This window comes from Flavonifractor hominis, assembly GCF_040095835.1.
GTDB classification, from domain to species: domain Bacteria; phylum Bacillota; class Clostridia; order Oscillospirales; family Oscillospiraceae; genus Flavonifractor; species Flavonifractor hominis.
In genome coordinates this window covers 181928-201078 of sequence record NZ_JBBMFT010000001.1, presented here as the reverse complement: position 1 = coordinate 201078, position 19151 = coordinate 181928, and the positions used below count along the sequence as shown (strand labels likewise).

General features: G+C 55.3%; 23 protein-coding genes, 1 other RNA gene and 1 other annotated feature. Of the genes, 1 reads left to right on the top strand and 23 read right to left on the bottom strand.

Features of this window, described 5'->3' with window-relative positions:
• The first annotated feature begins 111 nt into the window (after window positions 1-111).
• Window positions 112-469, top strand: an RNA gene (gene rnpB, locus WMO45_RS01065) — RNase P RNA component class A.
• Window positions 470-506: 37 nt separating this feature from the next.
• Here rnpB and WMO45_RS01060 read toward each other — a convergent pair.
• The 23 genes from WMO45_RS01060 to WMO45_RS00950 form a co-directional block, all read right to left on the bottom strand.
• Window positions 507-1700 (bottom strand): AI-2E family transporter, encoded by a 1194-nt coding sequence (locus WMO45_RS01060; protein ID WP_349138781.1) that lies wholly within the window; start codon window positions 1698-1700, stop codon window positions 507-509.
• Between the two features lie 109 nt (window positions 1701-1809).
• A complete protein-coding gene (gene tyrS, locus WMO45_RS01055) occupies window positions 1810-3036 on the bottom strand; it encodes a tyrosine--tRNA ligase (protein WP_349138780.1) in 1227 nt (408 codons plus the stop codon).
• Between the two features lie 16 nt (window positions 3037-3052).
• Window positions 3053-3343 carry a zinc ribbon domain-containing protein gene (locus WMO45_RS01050; protein WP_349138779.1) on the bottom strand — a complete coding sequence of 97 codons (291 nt, stop codon included), beginning with the start codon at window positions 3341-3343 and terminating at the stop codon, window positions 3053-3055.
• Window positions 3344-3385: 42 nt separating this feature from the next.
• Window positions 3386-3630: a binding site (T-box leader), on the bottom strand.
• Between the two features lie 67 nt (window positions 3631-3697).
• Complete coding sequence (recN, locus tag WMO45_RS01045) at window positions 3698-5395, bottom strand: DNA repair protein RecN (RefSeq protein ID WP_349138778.1); 1698 nt, start codon at window positions 5393-5395, stop codon at window positions 3698-3700.
• A gap of 51 nt (window positions 5396-5446) precedes the next feature.
• On the bottom strand, window positions 5447-5899 hold the full coding sequence (locus WMO45_RS01040; RefSeq protein ID WP_349138777.1) for an arginine repressor: 453 nt from the start codon (window positions 5897-5899) through the stop codon (window positions 5447-5449).
• 3 nt (window positions 5900-5902) lie between these two features.
• Window positions 5903-6766: an NAD(+)/NADH kinase gene (locus WMO45_RS01035; RefSeq protein ID WP_349138776.1), complete on the bottom strand. Its 864-nt coding sequence runs from the start codon at window positions 6764-6766 to the stop codon at window positions 5903-5905.
• Complete coding sequence (locus tag WMO45_RS01030) at window positions 6763-7578, bottom strand: TlyA family RNA methyltransferase (protein ID WP_349138775.1); 816 nt, start codon at window positions 7576-7578, stop codon at window positions 6763-6765. The genes WMO45_RS01035 and WMO45_RS01030 overlap by 4 nt, the downstream gene beginning before the upstream one ends.
• Window positions 7565-9472, bottom strand: coding sequence for a 1-deoxy-D-xylulose-5-phosphate synthase (dxs, locus tag WMO45_RS01025; protein WP_349138774.1), 1908 nt, complete (start codon window positions 9470-9472; stop codon window positions 7565-7567). The genes WMO45_RS01030 and dxs overlap by 14 nt, the downstream gene beginning before the upstream one ends.
• Window positions 9457-9918, bottom strand: coding sequence for a divergent PAP2 family protein (locus tag WMO45_RS01020; RefSeq protein WP_349138773.1), 462 nt, complete (start codon window positions 9916-9918; stop codon window positions 9457-9459). The genes dxs and WMO45_RS01020 overlap by 16 nt, the downstream gene beginning before the upstream one ends.
• A 10-nt stretch (window positions 9919-9928) precedes the next feature.
• Entirely contained in the window at window positions 9929-10810 is an 882-nt protein-coding gene (locus WMO45_RS01015; protein ID WP_349138772.1) for a polyprenyl synthetase family protein, read from the bottom strand.
• A 3-nt stretch (window positions 10811-10813) separates the two neighbouring features.
• The gene (xseB, locus tag WMO45_RS01010; RefSeq protein ID WP_349138770.1) at window positions 10814-11047 is read right to left on the bottom strand and encodes an exodeoxyribonuclease VII small subunit; all 234 of its coding nucleotides are present in this window, start codon (window positions 11045-11047) and stop codon (window positions 10814-10816) included.
• A gap of 29 nt (window positions 11048-11076) precedes the next feature.
• A complete protein-coding gene (xseA, locus tag WMO45_RS01005) occupies window positions 11077-12270 on the bottom strand; it encodes an exodeoxyribonuclease VII large subunit (protein ID WP_349138769.1) in 1194 nt (397 codons plus the stop codon).
• A complete protein-coding gene (locus WMO45_RS01000) occupies window positions 12267-13196 on the bottom strand; it encodes a tRNA (adenosine(37)-N6)-threonylcarbamoyltransferase complex transferase subunit TsaD (RefSeq protein WP_349138768.1) in 930 nt (309 codons plus the stop codon). Before WMO45_RS01000 ends, xseA begins: the two co-directional genes overlap by 4 nt.
• A 1-nt stretch (window position 13197) precedes the next feature.
• Complete coding sequence (gene nusB / locus WMO45_RS00995) at window positions 13198-13686, bottom strand: transcription antitermination factor NusB (RefSeq protein ID WP_349138767.1); 489 nt, start codon at window positions 13684-13686, stop codon at window positions 13198-13200.
• A gap of 190 nt (window positions 13687-13876) precedes the next feature.
• On the bottom strand, window positions 13877-14266 hold the full coding sequence (locus WMO45_RS00990) for an Asp23/Gls24 family envelope stress response protein (RefSeq protein WP_349138766.1): 390 nt from the start codon (window positions 14264-14266) through the stop codon (window positions 13877-13879).
• Between the two features lie 88 nt (window positions 14267-14354).
• The gene (locus tag WMO45_RS00985) at window positions 14355-14945 is read right to left on the bottom strand and encodes a SpoIIIAH-like family protein (protein WP_349138765.1); all 591 of its coding nucleotides are present in this window, start codon (window positions 14943-14945) and stop codon (window positions 14355-14357) included.
• A gap of 4 nt (window positions 14946-14949) precedes the next feature.
• On the bottom strand, window positions 14950-15483 hold the full coding sequence (locus tag WMO45_RS00980) for a SpoIIIAG-related protein (RefSeq protein WP_349138764.1): 534 nt from the start codon (window positions 15481-15483) through the stop codon (window positions 14950-14952).
• Window positions 15480-15974: a stage III sporulation protein AF gene (locus WMO45_RS00975; protein ID WP_349138763.1), complete on the bottom strand. Its 495-nt coding sequence runs from the start codon at window positions 15972-15974 to the stop codon at window positions 15480-15482. Before WMO45_RS00975 ends, WMO45_RS00980 begins: the two co-directional genes overlap by 4 nt.
• 6 nt (window positions 15975-15980) lie before the next feature.
• Window positions 15981-17105: a stage III sporulation protein AE gene (locus tag WMO45_RS00970; protein WP_349138762.1), complete on the bottom strand. Its 1125-nt coding sequence runs from the start codon at window positions 17103-17105 to the stop codon at window positions 15981-15983.
• Window positions 17106-17120: 15 nt separating this feature from the next.
• On the bottom strand, window positions 17121-17507 hold the full coding sequence (locus tag WMO45_RS00965) for a SpoIIIAC/SpoIIIAD family protein (protein WP_349138761.1): 387 nt from the start codon (window positions 17505-17507) through the stop codon (window positions 17121-17123).
• Window positions 17508-17510: 3 nt separating this feature from the next.
• Entirely contained in the window at window positions 17511-17705 is a 195-nt protein-coding gene (gene spoIIIAC, locus WMO45_RS00960) for a stage III sporulation protein AC (protein ID WP_349138760.1), read from the bottom strand.
• 11 nt (window positions 17706-17716) lie between these two features.
• Window positions 17717-18229, bottom strand: a complete 513-nt coding sequence (locus WMO45_RS00955; protein WP_349138759.1) for a stage III sporulation protein SpoIIIAB — start codon at window positions 18227-18229, stop codon at window positions 17717-17719.
• Entirely contained in the window at window positions 18226-19131 is a 906-nt protein-coding gene (locus WMO45_RS00950; RefSeq protein ID WP_349138758.1) for a stage III sporulation protein AB, read from the bottom strand. The genes WMO45_RS00955 and WMO45_RS00950 overlap by 4 nt, the downstream gene beginning before the upstream one ends.
• Window positions 19132-19151 lie beyond the last annotated feature (20 nt).

Sequence of the window (19151 nt, the reverse complement as noted above, 5' to 3'; positions counted from 1 at the left end):
CTTTAATATAATGTATAACTTATGTATTATATCCTATCGGCTTTAAAATTTCAATCGAAAGGCATTGCTTTGATTTGACAAGCGGAGAAGAATACGATACAATGTCATTCGCAAGCAAGCTGGACAGCCGCGCGTATGGGGCGAAAGGCCCATGCGTGAGGAAAGTCCGGGCTCCATAGGGCAAGGATAACGGGTAACACCCGCCGGGGGCGACCCCAGGAAAAGTGCAACAGAGATATACCGCCACCGTGGCTATGTCACAGTGGTAAGGGTGGAAAGGTGGAGATAAGAGCCCACCCGACGGCGTGGAAGCGTCCGTCGCTGTAAACTCTATCCGGAGCAACGCCGTGGAGGGACACATGGTCGGCCCGACCGTCCCAGGGAGGCGGCTGGAGCGTACCGGCAACGGTGCGTCGAGATAGATGGCTGTCTTAAAGGACAGAACCCGGCTTACAGGCTTACTTGCAAAAAGCACCCGGAGCAATCTCCGGGTGCTTTTTTATCCATTATAGTTCGTCTTTTTTCCCGGTCAAATCTGTATACTCCATGGGCCGACCGTTTCCGTCTATCCGCTTTTCCCGCAGACGTTTGTTGACCCAATCGCGAACCAGGGTGTAGAGCACCGCGAAGGTAGGTACACCCAGTACCATACCGGGAAATCCAAACAGTCCTCCGCAAGTGACGATGGCAATCAGTACCCAGATCGCCGAAAGTCCCGTACTGTCTCCAAGAATCTTGGGCCCCAGGATATTTCCATCGAACTGCTGCAGAGCCAGGACTAGGATTAAAAACCGAAGTGCAGCCCAGGGATCTACAATAACCAGGATCATCAAACACGGAATCGCGCCGATAATAGGGCCAAAAAATGGAATAATATTGGTCACGCCAATCACTACGCTGATAAGCATGGGGTATGGAATACGGATGATCAGACACAGGAAAAAGCAGAGCACTCCAATAATGGCCGAGTCAATCAGTTTTCCGTTGATAAAACCAATAAATACCCCATTTGCATGGCTGCAGATGTCCAGCAGTCGGTCCGCTCTCCGCTTTGGCAATACGGCATAAATCAACTTTTTCAGCTGTGGTACAAGTCGTCCTTTCCCTGCCAGCATGTAAACCGAGGAGATCAACGCAGTAATGCCAGTAATCACGCCATTACCCACAGCAACTCCGAAGTCCAAAAGCTGAGGCAGAGACTTGGACACCGCCTCGGTCACCGTTTTTACCAAGTCCTGATAGGAACCAAGCGCTTCATTGACGCTCTCCGTATCCAGGCCAAACTGCGTCGATGCATTCTGGACCAGCGCATCCAGCGAATTCAAGTAGGTCTGCATATTCCCCGCCAAGTCCATCACACTTTGCATGACCTGAGGAATGACCAGGTTGAGCAGGATCACTACTACAGCCAGAGCCAGCAGATAGACTGTCAGAATCGACAATCCCCGTTTATATCTTTGCTTATCGTAAACTTTTCGTTCAAAAAAGCTTACCGGCGTATTGAGCAGATACGCGATGGCAAAACCGGTAATAAACGGAGAGAGCACCTTCATAAACATCGCAATACGAACGCTTATGATATCAAAATGCGTCAACCCTACATAGAACAAAATTGCCAGCAGTAACACAAGCAGCATGGAAATGGAACGCCCGTCCAGAATATACCATTTCTTGCGTTCCTGATTGTCTTTTTCTTCCACTGTACCCACCCCTTCCACTACGTTTGATTGTATCACGTAGCCAGCACTTACGCAACCGAAAAGCAGAACTGCGGTACAGCCCATCGGACTGCACCGCAGTTTCTTTCTCTTAAGCAATCACGGCACGATGGAATACTTTCTTTCCCTTCTTCAGCATAACCCCTTCGCCGGAGAGCTGCATCTCAGTCACGGGAGTGTTCACATCAGTCACTTTTTCGCCGTCAAGCTCCACGCCACCCTGCTCGATCAGGCGGCGGGCCTCTTTTTTAGAGGGCACCAGGCTGCACTTGAGCATCAGATCCAGAATACCGATCGCTCCATCGGTCAGATCGTCTTGGGTCAGCTGGGTAGAGGGCACGTTGCTCATATCGCCGCCGCCTACAAACAGTGCCTTGGCAGCCTCCTGGGCCTTTTTAGCCTCTTCCGTACCATGGACCAGTTGAGTCAGCTCAAAGGCCAGGATCTCCTTGGCAGTATTGAGCTGGGCGCCCTCCCACTTGTCCATCTCATCGATCTGCTCCAGAGGCAGGAACGTGAGCATCCGCAGGCACTTGAGCACATCAGCATCACCGATGTTGCGCCAATACTGATAAAACTCGTAAGGAGTCGTCTTGTTGGGATCCAGCCATACGGCACCTTTCTGGGTTTTGCCCATCTTCTTGCCTTCCGAATTCAAAAGCAGCGTAATGGTCATGGCGTGGGCGTCCTTGCCCAGCTTGCGCCGGATGAGTTCAGTACCGCCCAGCATGTTGGACCACTGATCGTCACCGCCAAACTGCATATTGCAGCCATAGTTCTGGAACAGGTAGTAGAAGTCATAAGACTGCATGATCATGTAGTTAAACTCCAGGAAGGAGAGTCCCTTCTCCATACGCTGCTTATAGCACTCAGCCCGCAGCATATTGTTTACAGAGAAGCAGGCGCCCACATCCCGCAGGAGCTCAATATAATTGAGCTTCATGAGCCAGTCAGCGTTGTTGACCATCTGCGCCTTGCCCTCACCGAACTCGATAAAGCGCTCCATCTGCTTTTTAAAACAATCACAGTTATGCTGGATGGTCTCAGGAGTCATCATGGTACGCATGTCAGAGCGGCCAGAGGGATCGCCCACCATGCCGGTACCACCGCCGATAACAGCAATGGGGCGGTTGCCTGCCATCTGCAGTCGTTTCATCAGACACAACGCCATAAAATGGCCAACATGAAGAGAGTCAGCTGTGGGGTCAAAGCCAATATAAAACACCGCTTTCCCTTCGTTGATCATTTTAGAGATCTCTTCCTCGTTTGTCACCTGGGCAATCAGGCCCCGGGCCTTCAGTTCTTCATAACAGGTCATTTTTCTTCTTCCTTTCTCAATATAACCGGTTCCCGCAATGGGGACATTTTGCATCGTCCAGTTCGTGGGAGGTTCCGCAATAAGGGCACTCTACCTTTGTCATGGTATTCTCCTCCTCTTCTGGCCCCTCCACGGCATAAAACTCCAGCTTTTTGCATTTTTTGCAGCAATAAATATCTACTGTAAGCGCACCGGACAGCAGATTGCTCCAGGCTCCCAACAGCATGCCATACTTGCCCAGCTGAATCTTATCCTGCCCCATATGTGCCATCTCGCCACCACAGCGGAGGCAGATTTCCCTTACCATCCAATCCCCCCTTTTCATCAAAAACGCCCTCTGTCCTTTCGGACAGAGGGCGTCAAATCACGCGGTACCACCTCTGGTTCGCCGCTTTTTCACAAAAGCAGCCTCAGGCCGTGCCAACACACGGCGGCGCAGTAACGGGCGCACCCGACACAGCCCTACTAGGCAAAGCTCCCGTTCAGGCGGCTGTTCCAGGGTGTATTTCCTACCGTATCCCCTCCCCCTTTCACCAAACCGGGGGTTCTCTGGGCGGGATGTGCAGCAGTACTTCTCCCCGTCATCACAGTTCCATATTGATGTGGATTATAAGCGCTCCTTTGCCATTTGTCAAGAGGAAAGATTTCAACTCAACAAAATCTAAGTTTTGTGGAGTTTCTTGTAGGCTTCCGCGCTCTCCAGTAACTCCTCGGCGGCATGGAGCGTGGCATCGGTAATATGTTCCCCCGAGGTAAGACGTGCCAACTCTTCTCGCCGGCGGTCCCGGCTGAGCCGCTCCACTTGGGTGAACGTCCGTCCTACCCGCTCCCCCTTCTCCACCGAGAAATGGACATCGGCCATCGCAGCTAGCTGAGGCAGGTGGGTTACACACAGTACCTGTTTGGTCCGCGCCACATCGGCCAGTTTCTCAGCTACCTTTTGAGCAGCCCGTCCGGATACGCCAGTATCCACCTCATCAAAGACCAGTGTGCCCACATCATCGTTCTCTGCCAGCACGTTTTTCAACGCCAGCATGATACGGGCCAGTTCGCCGCCTGAGGCAATTTTCTGGATAGGTTTGAGGTCCTCGCCCACATTGGCCGACATAAGAAACTGTACCTCATCCATACCGGTTTCATCCATACCGTACTCCCCTGCTTTGGGACGGAATTCCGCCCGAAAGCGGACCTTCGGCATATCCAGCTGGGCCAGTTCACTTTGAATGCGCCTCTCCAGCGCCTTTCCGGCGGTCTTCCGGGCCTCCGTAAGTGCGCTGCCCCGTTTCCGCGCTTCTTCCAGTACTTCGGCCAACTTTTTCTCCAGCCGGACAATGGTATCGCTGGAGAGCTGGATCTCATCCAATTCCTGTTTGCACCGCTCCAGGTAACCCAACATATCTTCCACTGAGTCACCATATTTCTTTTTCAGGCGATAGATCACATCCAGGCGGCTTTCGAGTTCATCCAGCTCCCCAGGCTCAAACTCAAAACTCTCCCGCAGGTCCCGAACCTGCTCAGCTAGGTCATCTGCAGCACAGCGCAGCTCCGCCAGTTTCTCCAACAGACCGTCCACCGCACCGCTCACCCGGGAAGCGGAAGTAAGGGCATGCTCAGCTTCCTCCACCAGTGCCGCAGCCCCTGGATGCTCATCGTCTCCTGACAGGGCCAAATGAGCGTTTTCCACCGCATCGATCAGCTTTCCAGCGTTGCGCAGCAGGTCCCGCCGCTCAGCAAGCGCCTCATCCTCTCCTGGTTTGAGCTCTGCCCGCTCCAGTTCTTGGATCTGAAACTGAAGGCTGTCAATGCGGCGTGCTTTTTCCGCCTCATCCATCTGCAATGCACCAATGCTCCGTCGCAATTGGAGCACACGCTCATATACCTGCCGGAAGGATGCGGCCAATTCCTGTGTTCCTCCAAACCGGTCCAGATACTCCAAATGACAGCGCTCATCCAGCAGCTGTTGACCATCGTGTTGACCATGGATATTCAGCAGTTGCCGACCCAGTTGACGTAACTGCGCTACTGTAATGAGCCGACCGTTTAGCCGGCAGACATTTTTACCATCCGGCTGGATTTCCCGCTGGAGCAGCAAGTTTCCTTCTTCATCCGGGCCACAGCCGTTCTCTTGAAACCAAGACAGTTCCGGTAAGCCGGTAAAAACAGCGTTAACCAATGCCGAGCGTGCGCCTGTACGGATCAGATCACGGCTGGTTCGTTCACCAATGATCGCCCCAATAGCATCCACTACGATAGATTTACCCGCACCCGTCTCACCGGTCAGCGCATTAAACCCGCTGGCAAACTGGATGTCCGCCGACTCAATCACCGCGATATTTTCAATGTGCAGCAAAGAGAGCATACGCCTCATCTCCCCATCGGCTACCACCCGCAGCCTGTTTCCCGGCAGATATTACTTGAGCATAGAATGAATCTCGTTGCAAAACTCCACCGCATCCTCGTTGGTCCGCATAATGAGGATAGCAGTATCATCCCCTGCCAGACTCCCCACCAGCTCTGGAATCGTCATGCCATCAATGGCTGCACAGGCCGCCGAGGCCAGTCCGGGCATCGTTTTTAATACCACAATATTCTGCGCCACATCAAAGGAGGTCACTCCCTCCTTAAAAATAGTCCGCAGTCTTCCAGAGACATCCAACGAAGCCTTTTTCTCCGAAACAGCATAGCGATAGGTACCATAGCCGGTCAATTCCTTCACCAAGTGCAATTCTTTTATATCCCGGGAAATTGTGGCCTGCGTGGACTGCACGCCCCGCGCTCTCAGCTCTTCCAGAAGCTGATCCTGGGTATCTACATCCTGTTCTTCAATAATGCGCAGGATCTCCTGCTGCCGTTTTGCTTTCATGCTTTATGCGCCTCCCAGCTTTTGGTTGAGTATTTCATAAAACGTCCGCCCGGTCACACGCACCAGCCTGGTCCTGGATTTGGATATGCGCAGTTCCACCAGATCGCCGCCATTCAGCCGGAACGCCTTGCCACCATCTACTGAAAGATAGGCAGTTTTACGGGCCATACGCCCCATCTTGACCGATACCGTTCGCTCATGGCCCAACACAAACGAACGGGCCGAAAGCGCATGGGGGCAAATAGGTGTTACAATAATGTTTTCCGCTGTTGGCTCCACAATGGGACCACCTGCCGACATAGAATAAGCAGTAGAGCCGGTAGGTGTACTTATCACTACTCCATCCGCCGAAAACCGGGTGATAAGCACCTTATCTGCGCAGACCTCCAGATCTACTACTCGTGCCACCGCACCTTTTGTCAGGGCCGCATCGTTCAACGCAATATCATTGTACACGCTCTTCCCGTCCCGGCGCACTGTAACATCCAGCATCATGCGGGATTCCACTGTATACTTCCCCGCCGCGAGCTTGGAAAGCATGGACAACTCGCTCTGTTCCAACTCGGCCATAAATCCAACACTGCCCAAATTTACTCCTAAAATTGGCACCTTATGGGCATTGGCGTCTTTAGCCGCATGGAGAATTGTACCATCGCCGCCGAAACAAACCAACAGATCTGCGCTCTTCAACTCTTCCTGGGTATTTTTAAAAGAAATGTGTTTGGGCAATTCTATATTTCCGCCCTCCACTGTAAAGGGAAGACACATGACAGTCTCTACCCCTACATTGCGCAAAATCTTCTCCGCCGCCAAAGCTGCTTTCAAACCACGGTCCCGGTAAGGATTGGGGCTGAGTACTACTTTCATCTGTTGTCCTCCAGCTCATGGTGAGATGCTTCTACCAGAGCAGACAAATCTCCTTCCCATATGTCTCCTCTACCCGCAACCAGATGGCCCAGATACTCAATATTTCCCTCTGGTCCCCGAATTGGTGAAAAGGTCATTTCCTTTACAGTGAAGTCAGCTTCCTGCGCATTGACCAAAAATTGCTGCAATACCTCCAAGTGGACGGCTGGATCACGCACCACGCCCTTTTTTCCCACCTTATCCTTGCCTGCCTCAAACTGAGGCTTGACCAGGCAAACCACCTGCCCATCCGGCTTCAAAATTCCCCTCAAAGCAGGTAAAATCAATTTCAATGAGATAAAGGATACGTCTACCGTCCCAAAATCCAACAGCTCCGGGATCTGTTCCGCTGTCAGATATCGCACATTGGTCCGCTCCATGCAGACCACCCGCGGATCACTGCGCAGGCTCCAGGCCAATTGTCCGTAGCCTACATCCACGGCATAGACCTTTTCCGCTCCATTTTGTAGCATACAGTCGGTAAAACCACCCGTGGAGGCGCCTGCATCAATGGCGTGAACGCCGTGAAGATCAATTCCCGTAAAGCATTTAAGCGCTTTTTCCAGTTTAAGTCCACCACGACTGACATAGGGTAGCGTCTGCCCACGCACTTCAATGGGAGCCCCTTCCTCGATCTGTGCTCCGGCCTTGTCTACTTTCTGCTCTTTGACATACACCTGGCCGCTCATAATGATGGCCTGGGCACGTTGCCGGCTCTCTGCCAGGCCGCGCTCCACCAGCAATATATCCAGCCGTTTTTTAACGCTCGCCACGGCTGCAGACCTCCTTTGCTTTCTCACGCAGACTCATGCCGTCTAACCCACAGAGTTTCTGTAGTTGCGGAACTGTACCATGGGTCACAAACCTGCGGCCAAGATTAACCAATTCCATACTCCGGAGTGATATCCCCGCCTGCAATATGGCGGCTGCAATCCGCTGTCCCACACAGTTTGCCTCTATTACATCTTCGGCCACCAGCAGTCGACCGGTTTTGCGTACCGACCGAAGAATAGGCTCCATTTCTAAAGGTGTAATGGTATTTAGCTTTACAATATCGCTCTGTATTCCTTCCTCTTCCAACCGCCGTGCACATTCCAGTACAGGATTTATCATCATACCATAACTCACCAGTGTCAAATCGTCTCCACTGCGCAGGCACACCGATCCCATCGGCCCGGAATCTTCCCGATATTCTCCCTCGCCACCCCGGGCATAGCGGATAGCCACCGGTCCATCGAGTTCATAAAAAGCCTGTCGAATCATTCTGCGCAGCTCTGCAAAGCTGCTCGGGCACAAAACCGTCATCCCAGGTACGGTATCAAGAAATGCCGCATCAAACACTCCGTGATGGGTCTCACCATCTTCTCCCACCAGGCCTGCCCGATCCACCGCCAGCACTACATGTAGCTTCTGGAGTGCAACATCGTGAATCAGCATATCATAAGCCCGTTGTAGGAAGGAAGAATAGACCGCAAACACCGGACGCATCCCTTGTTTTGCCATGCCTGCGGCCATGGCCGTAGCATGTCCTTCGGCAATCCCAACATCAAAAAAGCGCTCTGAGAAGCGCTGCGCAAATCTATCCAGACCTGTACCGCCCTGCATTGCCGCCGTAATGGCACAAATACGGTCATCCTGCTCTGCCAGCATGCATAGTGTCTCACCAAACACTGCGGAGAAATTGCGCTGCGGAGGCTGAATCGGTTGTCCGGTCTCCACGCAAAAGCGCCCTACACCATGAAACCGGTCCGGATTGCGCTCTGCATGTATATAGCCTTTTCCCTTTACAGTCCTTACATGGAGCAGGACTGGGCCTTGTAAATCCTTAGCATAACGCAGCAGGCGGGTCAATCCCTTTACATCATGTCCATCCACCGGCCCCAGGTAGGTAAAGCCCATATCCTCAAATAAACTGCATGGCAGTAAAGTCTCCTTGACCGCCGTTTTGATCTTATGGGTCACGCGATAAATATGCCCGCCCAGCGGCAATACATTCATCGCCTTACGGTACCCCTTTTTAAAACGCAGATACTGAGGTTTGAGACGCTGATGCGCCAAGTGCTCCGCCACACCACCCACACTTTTGGTGATGGACATGCCATTGTCATTTAAAATAACAATCAGCGGTTCCCCACTGTTTCCGGCATCCGACAATCCCTCATATGCCAGGCCGCCAGAAAGCGCGCCGTCTCCGATCAAAGCCAGGACCTGATAGTTCTTCTTCTGCAATGTTCTGGCACGGGCCATTCCCACTGCCACCGAAACAGAATTGGATGCATGCCCGGCGATAAAGGCGTCACACGCGCTCTCCGACGGTTTGGGAAATCCTGCAATCCCGCCAAAAGAGCGCAGCGTCTCCATTGCGGCGTTGCGCCCTGTCAGGATCTTATGGGCATAGCACTGGTGTCCCACATCAAAAACCAGCCGGTCCACTCCGGTATTAAATACCCGGTGAATAGCCACAATGATCTCTACCGCACCAAGACTGGAAGCAAGGTGCCCCCCTGTGCGGGAAACGGTATCGATCAGTCTGGCCCGTAAGAGAGTGCATACCTCCGCAGCCTCGCTATCGCTCAGTGCACTCAGATCATCGGAAAGCTCATCCAGACTAAGAATGGTAACACCTCCTGTCCCCGAATCTTTTCGTCCGCTTATTGCCAGAGCCACGCTCCTAACAGGCCCACCGCAATTCCAAGCAGACCGCCCATTAGGACCTGGAACGGCGTGTGTCCCAAAAATTCCTTCAACTCTTTTCCAAAAAGCGCTGGCTTCATCTCTGTCCAGTGTTCCATAATATAGTTCAGAATCTTGGCCTGTTCTCCCGCGGCCTTACGGACATTGGCCGCATCGTACATCACCACGATGGCTACAACCGCCGAAATGGTAAAAACCGGCGACGACCATCCATACATATACCCCATAGCGGTAGCACAGGCACATACGAACGCCGAGTGAGAGCTGGGCATACCGCCACTGGACAAAATATGCCGCCAGTCCAGCCGGTGCTGGGTAATCAGTACAATAATAAACTTCAGTACCTGTGCGATCGCCCAAGCCAAAATAGACAAATTTAAAATCAGATTTCCAGTAAAGAAATCGACTACGTTTTTCATGCTCTCAGCCTCATTTCTCGCGGGTCGCCAATGTGTTCGCCAGCCAGCAGAGTGCCTGAGCCCCTTCTCCAAACGGAGCCAGTGCATCCACCGCTTCCGCTGTCAGGCGCGACACCAGCTCGCCACAGGCCTCTACCCCTTTCAGCGTTACAAAGGTATTTTTCTCACTTTTGGCATCAGAGCCAACGGTTTTCCCAAGGGTCTCTGTTTTCCCTACTACGTCCAGTACATCATCCTGTATTTGGAAAGCCAGGCCCAAATGTTCCGCATAACGGCATAGAGCAGCCCGCTGTTCCACGGTACCACCGGCGAGGACACATCCCATCTCCACCGCCGCCTGAATCAGAGCGCCGGTCTTGAGCCGCTGCAGTTCCTCCAGCTCATTCATGCCCAAGGTCCGTCCCTCGCCGTCCATATCCAATACTTGACCGCCCACCATACCGCGGGCACCAGCAGCCCGAGCCAAGATACCCGCCGCTTCCAACGTCCGCTCCGGCGGAATCTGGGTCCTTTGCTCCAACATAAATTCAAAAGCAGCTGTCAAAAGGCTGTCACCGGCCAGAACTGCCATCGCCTCACCGTACACTTTGTGGTTTGTGGGTCGGCCGCGGCGCAGATCGTCATCGTCCATGCAAGGCAGATCGTCATGGATCAGCGAATAGGTATGGATCATCTCGATGGCGCCGGCAAAGGGCAGAACCTGTTCCGGATCTCCGCCGCACAGCCGACAGCTCTCCAGCAGCAAAACCGGACGGATTCGTTTCCCGCCTGCCAGCAAACTGTAGCACATGGCATCATAAAGATTTCCTCTTGGCTCCCGCTCCTGGAAGGCATGCTGGAGCCAGGCCTCAATCAGGTCCCGATGGGCCTGCAGGCACTGCTTGCTGTCCACGCGCTATCCCTCCCCATCAAACGGCTGCTCTACCGGTGCCCCATCTGGCCCGGCCAGCAGCTTGGATACCTTCTGCTCGGCTTTGTCCAGCTGCGCGGAGCATTTCTTCATCAGTTTGGTCCCCTCTTCAAACAGGGCCAGCGCATCCTCCAGCGGTGCGTCGCCCTGCTCCAGCTGTTTTACAATCTCCTCCAGCCGGGCCATTGACTGTTCAAAGCTCAGCTTTTTTTCTGCCATAATCCAAGTTCCTTTCCGGTTTTGCTCCGCTACTTTACCTGGCAATTCAGCGTCCCATCCGCCAAACGCAGGCATAGTTCCTCTCCTGTCTGCACCTCAACCACAGAGCGGACTACCTTGCCGGTCGGCTTCTGCGCAATGGCATAACCCCGTCCCAGCACTTTCAGCGGACTAAGCGCATCCAGCGCAGCTGCCGTGCGTGCAAAGCGTTCCCGCTCCCGGCTCAAAGTCCGGTTAAGTCCGTGAGCCAGGCGATCCCGCTGAAAGTCCAGCAGCATTCGTCGATCATTGATATAATTCATCGGAGCCTGCAATGCCCGACAGTGTCCGGCCCGTTCCAGTTCCTTGCGGGCGCCGTCCAACCGCCGCTCCACCGCCTGGGACATACGCGCTCCCATCTGGCTCAGCCAGGCACGCACCTCTTCCTGATCCGGTACGGCCAGCTCAGCCGCATTGGACGGCGTTGACGCCCGGAGATCTGCCACAAAGTCAGAAATCGTCACATCCGGCTCATGCCCCACCGCTGAGATGACCGGCAATTCAGAGGCATAGATGCTCCGAGCCACCGCCTCATCGTTAAAAGCCCAAAGATCCTCCATGGAGCCGCCGCCCCGGCCGGTAATGATGAGGTCGGCCACCCGATACCGATTGGCCCACGCGATCGCCGCACAGATTTCTCCAGGGGCTTCCTGCCCCTGTACTCGTACCGGAAGGACGAGCACCTGTGCCATGGGCCACCGGGCACCCAGGATACGGATCATATCCCGCACCGCCGCACCGGCCGAGGACGTAATAAGTGCAATCCTCCCGGGCATCTTGGGAATGGGCTTTTTATGGGCCTGATCAAACAGCCCCTGCTGGTAAAGCCGGGTCTTCAGCTGTTCAAAGGCCAGATGCAAATCACCTACACCGTCAGGGGTGATCTGGGTACAATAGAGCTGATACTGCCCATCCCTCGGAAAAACGGTGACCCGTCCAAAGGCAATGACCTTCATCCCGTTCTCCGGCCGAAAACGCAGTCCGGCAGCCTCCCGACGGAACATGACGCAGCGAATCGCCCCCTCCGGATCTTTAAGTGAAAAATAGTGATGACCGGAGGGATAGGTTTTGTAATTGGAAATCTCCCCACACACATACAGGCCGGACAGTGCGCCGTCACAATCCAACAAGCTCTTAATATACTGGTTGACCTGTGTGACGCTGTAGACAGGCGCCTGATTCATTTTACCGCTCCCTCTCTCCAGGCCCGCCAAGCCAGGATCGCCACACCCATGGCATTGTCCGTGGAATATTGGGGCTGGGCAAAGGCGGCATCCGCCATGACCGTGCGCAGCAGGCGATTGGAGGCCACGCCTCCGGAGCACAGCACCGGCAGTCCAGGCCAGCGCTCCCGAGCGGCGTCTGTGGTACGCCGCACAATTGACGCTACCGTCTCCAGTGTAAAACGGGCAATCTGGGCAGGTAGCTCTCCACGTTCGGCCATGGCTTTTACCTGATTCTCCATTCCCGACAGAGAGAACGTCAGATCATTACGCTTCACAGGGAAGCCAGCCCGGAGCTGCGCTTCAGCAGCTAAAGCATCCAGCGCCTTTCCGGCCGGAAAGGGCAGCCCAAGCAGTACACCTGTCCGGTCAATAAGCTGACCGGCAGAAATATCACTGGTTCCTCCCACCCGCTCGGCCCGGACATTCACTCCATCCGGCCGTACATACAGAAGTTCCGTAGTACCACCGGAGAGATGCCAGGCCAGAAAGGGCCGGTCCAGCCAATCCATATGTCCGGCTGACCAGGCCGCAGCGGCAATATGCCCCTGCTGATGGGAAAAGGCATAAAAAGGCACATCCAGCCCGTCTGCCAAAACGCGAGCCTGCCCCTCTCCCGCTAGAAAGCAGGGCATATAAGAGCCCTCCACCTCCCTGGGGCGGGTGCTGGCCCCCACGGCGGACAGCCCGGTCAGCCATCCAGCCTCTTTTAGTTGGGCGATCTGCCCGGGCAGACGCTTGACATGCTGAAAAAGTGCGTCACTCTGCCGTAGTCCCAACTCCCCGGGACGCACATCCAGAAGACGGCTGGCATGATAGCCTCCGTCTCCGTCAAATACGGCTGCAGAGGTTGTATAATTGCTGGTATCAATGCCAAGGGCGCGCATATTACGCCTCCGGCTCCCCCTGGCGGGGGAGACTCACAGGATCCGGGGGACATTCATTGCGCACAAAAGAACCCAGAATACCATTAACAAAGGAAACCACTTCCGGTTCCTCATAGTGCTTGGTCATCTCTACCGCCTCATTGATGGCGGCAGCATTGGGGATGTCCTGCATATACAGGATCTCATACATGGCAACCCGCATAATGGCAATGGCTACCCGGTTGAGTCTGGAAAACTTCCAGCCGATGGCATACTTCGAGATATATTCATCCAGCTCAGGGCTGTGCTCATACACACCCTTCACCAGCTTGACAATATACTCCCGCTGCGTCTCATTGGGAAATTCCGTATACAGTGGCTCCTCCTCGCCAATCTGCGCAAATGTCTTGCGATTCAGGGCTTCTTCCAGCAGCTCGTCCGCCGTCTGGCCGGTAAATCCCAGCTCAAAGGCAAAGTGGACCGCGATTTCACGGGCAGCAGTTCTGGTCATTCCATTTCCTCCATAGCGGGCCGAACCCGCATCGTAATATCCATAAGTAATGATATTATACAACACACCTGTAGAAAAAGAAAAGAGCAAATTACATACAGGCGGAAAAAGTCGCTTGTGTTTTCCTACGCACAACAAAACACCGGGGAACAAAAGGGCACTTCCCCCCTGTTCCCCGGTGTCCGACTGTTTACGCCTGCTTTTTGGCTTCCCGCTCAAATGAGACGCCAGCCACGTGGACGTTGATGCATTCCACCGTCAGGCCGCTGGTGTTTTCAATGGCATTATATACAGCGTTCTGAACCTGTTTGGCTACATCAATAATGGTATACCCATACTTGATAAACAGGGACAGGTCGACCCGAACGCTCTCTTCCTCCACCGTAATGTGGATACCTTTGGACAAGTTCTTCTTGCCGCCCAGCAGTTCGGCAATATCACTGCCAAGATTGGCAGAGAGGCTGCCCACACCCTCCACCTCCATGGCGGCGGCCGCGGCAATCACCGCTAGGACTTCCTCGGATATATGGATGTTTCCCAGCTCATCCGGGCGGGAGACATACTCCTTTCCATCAGCCATTCTGGTCACGCTCCTTTTGTGTGTACTGTATGTTCATTGTACCACAAATAAGAGAAATTACAACTGATTTTTCACCCGGTCCGGCGCACTACGCCTCGGCTTCTATAATCTTGACCTGACTGGCAGCATAGCCTGTCTCATCGGTGACAATCTCTGTGATCTTGGCGATATCCGCATCGGTAAGCCCGCCCTCCGTGGCAGCCACTACGACACTGACGCTCTCCTCCCCGATAAACGCCACACAGTCGGCGTATCCCTTGGCTGTAACCAGGTTTTCGATCTGAGCTTCGGAAACGGTGTAGTTGGCCAAGGTCTGGATGGCCTGATTATTCTCCTCCTTCATGGCGTCATCCACATTTTCGCCGGAGGAGGCATCCTGAAGGATAGACAGCGCACTGTCCCGAGCCTGCTGACGATTCAGCCGGGCCGTGGCAAAGTACCCGCTCTCCTGTTGTGCCTCGGGAGCCGGAGAACCAGTAGCCGCAGGTGTTGCGGAGGCCGCAGCGGTATCCACCAGTGGATCTCCCGTCTGTCCGGAGACCATCTCGGCCTGCCCCAGCGTCTTGCCCGCATCGGCTGTCTCTCCATTCTGGTAGGACCAGTTCAGATAAACCGCCATACACACAAAGAGCACAATTGCCGCTACCACTGCGTTTCGCTTCCAGAGTTTCATCTTCATTTCCTCACTTTCCTTTACAAACTGATATCCGGTCGGCCCCCAGGCCGGTCAAAGCGGACACGGATTCCACGATCCGCAGTCGTACAGACGGGTCCCCACCCCCTGAGCATACCACGAGAGCCCCCTGATATTCGGGCGAAACCTGCTGGAGCGCCACAGTCTGCTCCTCACCCGACCCCTGGGAGACTACAACGGTATCAATCTGGGTCTCTGCATCCCCCGTTTCCCGGCTGCTGCTGCGGCTATCCTGAGCCAGGATCTGACGTGCGCTGCTTTTGAGTGTCAGAACCACCTCCACCTCCCCCGCACCGTCGATCTGGGAGAGTGCTTCTTCCAGCCGCCGTTCCAGGGTCTCCACAGAAAAGAGATTGTTTTGCTCATCTGCCGGCTCTGCCCGTACCTGGGCCGTCCCTCCGGTATGCGTGGAAGGCAGTAAAAGCAAGATCGTCCCCACCAGAATGACCAGCAGTACGAATTTGTACCGGTCCAACAGGCTCCGCAGCCGCCCGCCCCATACACTCCATACATCCTGTTTCACGCTTCGTCCGCCCCGCTTTCGTAATACTGCCGCGCTGCCGGAATGGCAAATTCCCTCTCAATGACCTGGGTCAGCGCCTGCTGCTGTTCCTGAGTCAGCACCCCGGAGATGAACACACTATGCGGTATGGGCCACTCTTCCTCCTCCTGCGCTTCCACCCGGACCTGACAGGTAATTCCCAGCGCGGTCGCCTTGTCCAGAATATATGCGCCAGCCTGTTCTTCTATGATGCCCTTCATCAATTCCTGATTTTCCTCCTCCAAGTCCGTGCTGTAAGCGCTCAGATCCAGCTTGTACTCCGTCAATGCCTGCGTGAGGGCCGTGGTATTTAACCGCAGAAGCGGTTGGAGCATCGCCGCCAGCAGAACCAGGCCGCTGGCCAACCGTCCGATCTTCCGTACCGTACCGTCAGGTGTAAGTCCCTCAGCCAGTGCAGCCACCAATGCAGCACAGGTAACACCGATAAGCCAGGTTCGTATGACATCCAGCATTTCCCTTTACCTCACTACCGCCGTGATGGCAGCCACCAGGGAGATGAGCAGCAGCAATGCACACGCCCCTGTCATACCCAATACCAATCCGAAAGCCCCGCTGATCTGGTCGATAAGTCCTGCTACCCGGCCACCGGAGACCGTAGCACTCAGGGCTGCCGTCAACTTATAGGTCAGGTAATGGATTCCCAGCTGCAGGAAGGGTACCACACACATACCCAGAATCACCAGCATTCCGAACACTCCTACTGCATTTCTAAGGATCCCCGCTCCAGCCAGCACGGTTTCCGCTGCATCAGAGAGAATCCCGCCGACCACCGGGACCAGGCTGGACATGGTAAACTTGGCCGCCTTGACTGTGACGGCGTCCGCACTGCCCGCAATGACCCCGCTGACCGTCAGGTAACTCACAAATAAGATGAGAACTCCCGTCAGGATAGAGGTCACAACCCACTTGAGTGTCCCGGCAATCCGTTTCAGTCCATCGTTGCCGATAGCTGCGTAGGCCACGCAGGCAGCGATATAGGTATAGACCAGCGGCAGCAATAAGCGATTGACAAGCGTGATCAGCACATCGGAGAACAGCATGGTGGCCAGCTGACGGGCCACTGCTCCACTGGGCGAACCTGCAGCGGCGGCGGCCGCCGTGACGGTTGGCAGCAGCACTTTGGAGAACAGCTCCAGGTTTTCCAACGTCTCCTTTCCCATACCGATAAGCGCATGAGCGTCGCTCACCGCCACCGCGGTGATGGCCAGCGCGCCCACGATAGCCGTGACGTCCATACTCCGTGCCACACCCATACCGCTGTAAAGCCCCTCTGTCAGTCCACAGAAGAGCACAACCGCCAGCAGCAGTGCCCCGCTGCGCAGAGCCTTGCGCAGTACGCTAAAGAGCTGTCGGCTGCCCGCATCCAGGATCGACTGGATCCCCTCGTCCAGCTGTATCCCCTGTTCCAGATCCACATCCGGCAGGTATTCCGCTCCGGCATCCTGGAGCTTGTCCAGATCCAGTGCCTCCGACTGGGCTGAGAGCACACCGTCGTTCTCCGTCGGCTCGGCCGCCGCAGCCCACCCAGCCCCAGCCAACAGGCACACTACCGTCAGGCAGGCAATGAAATAGCGTCGCATCATTGGTATCTCCTTTTATTATAGAAGGCCGGTTAGGGTGTCCAGCACAGAACGCAGCAGCGGCAGAGTCACCAGCAGCGCCATGGCCGCCCCGGCCGTCTCCGTAAAAGCAGCCAGCCCCCCTTCTCCCGCGTCCCGGCACACCTCCGCAGCAATACGGGTGAGGATGGCAATCCCCACGGTTTTGACCACCGGGTCCACGATTGCCGGGGCAAGTCCCGCCATGGCAGTAAGGTCGTCCATGAGCGCACGTACGCTCTCCACCGCCCCCAGTGACAACCCCAGCACCAGTGCCCCCGCCGCCATGGCCAAAACCATCCCGATACCTTTGGCATCCTGCTTGACCACTACCGCACAGACAGCGGCGGTCACCGCCACGGCCACAACTTTCAGCACGCTGTCCATGGCTCATAATCCAAAGAGTTCTTTGACCAGCTCAAACAGGTTGCTGATCTGCTGCACTACCATCATAAGTACTACTACCAGCCCGGCCAGGGTGGTCATGGTAGCCTGCTCATCCCGCCCCGAGCGGGAGAGCACCTGATTGAGCACCGATACCAATATGCCGATGGCGGCGATTTTAAAGATCAGATCCACATCCATGTCCGTTCCTCCTACAGCAGCAGGATGACGAAAAACGCCCCTGCGGTGATCCCAAGGACCCGATAGATCCGCCCCTGCTGTTTTTGTTCCTCCTGAGCCGTCTCCAGCCCATGTGCCAGTTCCGTCCGCACCCGGGAGAGCGCGGCGCGCTGGGCCTCTCCATCGTACCGGCCCAGTACGCTGCCCAGCTCTTCCAAAGCACCGCGTTCCCCCTCCCTCAAATATGGCATCAGTCTTTCCAGTTCTTCGCTCCATATCTGAGAAAACGGAACCTCTCCCAGCCGTTCCAGCCCCTCCAGGCAACGGGCAAACAACTCCCGGGCAGGAGGCTCGCTCTGGATGCTCAGCAGTCGGAACAAGTCGGGCAATGGAGTCAGACGAAAGGCTATCTCCTGCTCCATCCGCTCCAATGCCACGCATATGGCCCGCAGAGCCCTGGTTCTCCGGTTCAGTTCTCCCGCGGCGAAAAAACCGATGGAGGCCACCCCACCGGCCAGCATCAGCGCTCCCAACAGTCTTATCATAACTCCACCACCCGGTAGCAGCGCCCTTCTGTTCCACGTTCAATCAGCACCAGGCGCCGGAAAAGGTTCTGCTCCAGAAGGCGCCGGTAAAGGGGCCTGATCTCCAGTTCCGTCTGCGTGCGTGCATGGGCGGTGGCCAGCAATGACACCCCACAATTGGCTGCCATCTCCAGTGCGGCTACATCCTCCGGTGCCGTAATCTCGTCCATAGCCAAAACCTGTGGATTCATCCCCCGCAGCAGCATCAGCAAACCCGCTCCCTTGGGACAACCGTCCAGCACATCGGTCTGACGGCCCAGCTGGAACTGTGGCTGGCCACCGTACATGCCGGCCAGTTCCCCCCGTTCATCAGCCACTCCAACCCGGCGGGGTGGATGCCCCTCTCCGTCAGAGACCGCCCGGATCAGATCCCGCAGCAGTGTGGTCTTACCCCAGCCCGGGGGTGAGATAATACAGGTGCTCTGCAACACACCGTCCTGCCAGAGCCTGTCCAAAACCGCCGCAGACACACCGCTGACCTGCCGTGCCACACGTATGGCCAGTGAGGAGATCTGCCGCAGATTCCATACCTCACCGGATCGGCATACCCCGCTGCCGCAGATGCCGATCCGGTGCCCGCCCGGCACAGTGAAAAATCCGTTGCGCACCTGCTCCATGGCTGAGTGGACGGAACCCCGGGTGGCAATCTCCAGTACCAATTCCAGATCGGCCGAACTTACCGGGTGCTTTCCCACCTCCCGCTCCCCTTCTGGAAGAACGAGCGCCACAGGGTATCCCGCCCGCAGGCGGATTTCTTCCGCCTGTCCCTTCCATTCCTCGGGCAACACATCTACCTCATCTCTCAGCGTCGGAGGCAGCAGCATGGCCGCCTGGCAGAACTGCATGAATGAACTATGTCTCATCCCACGTTTCCTTCCCTTCT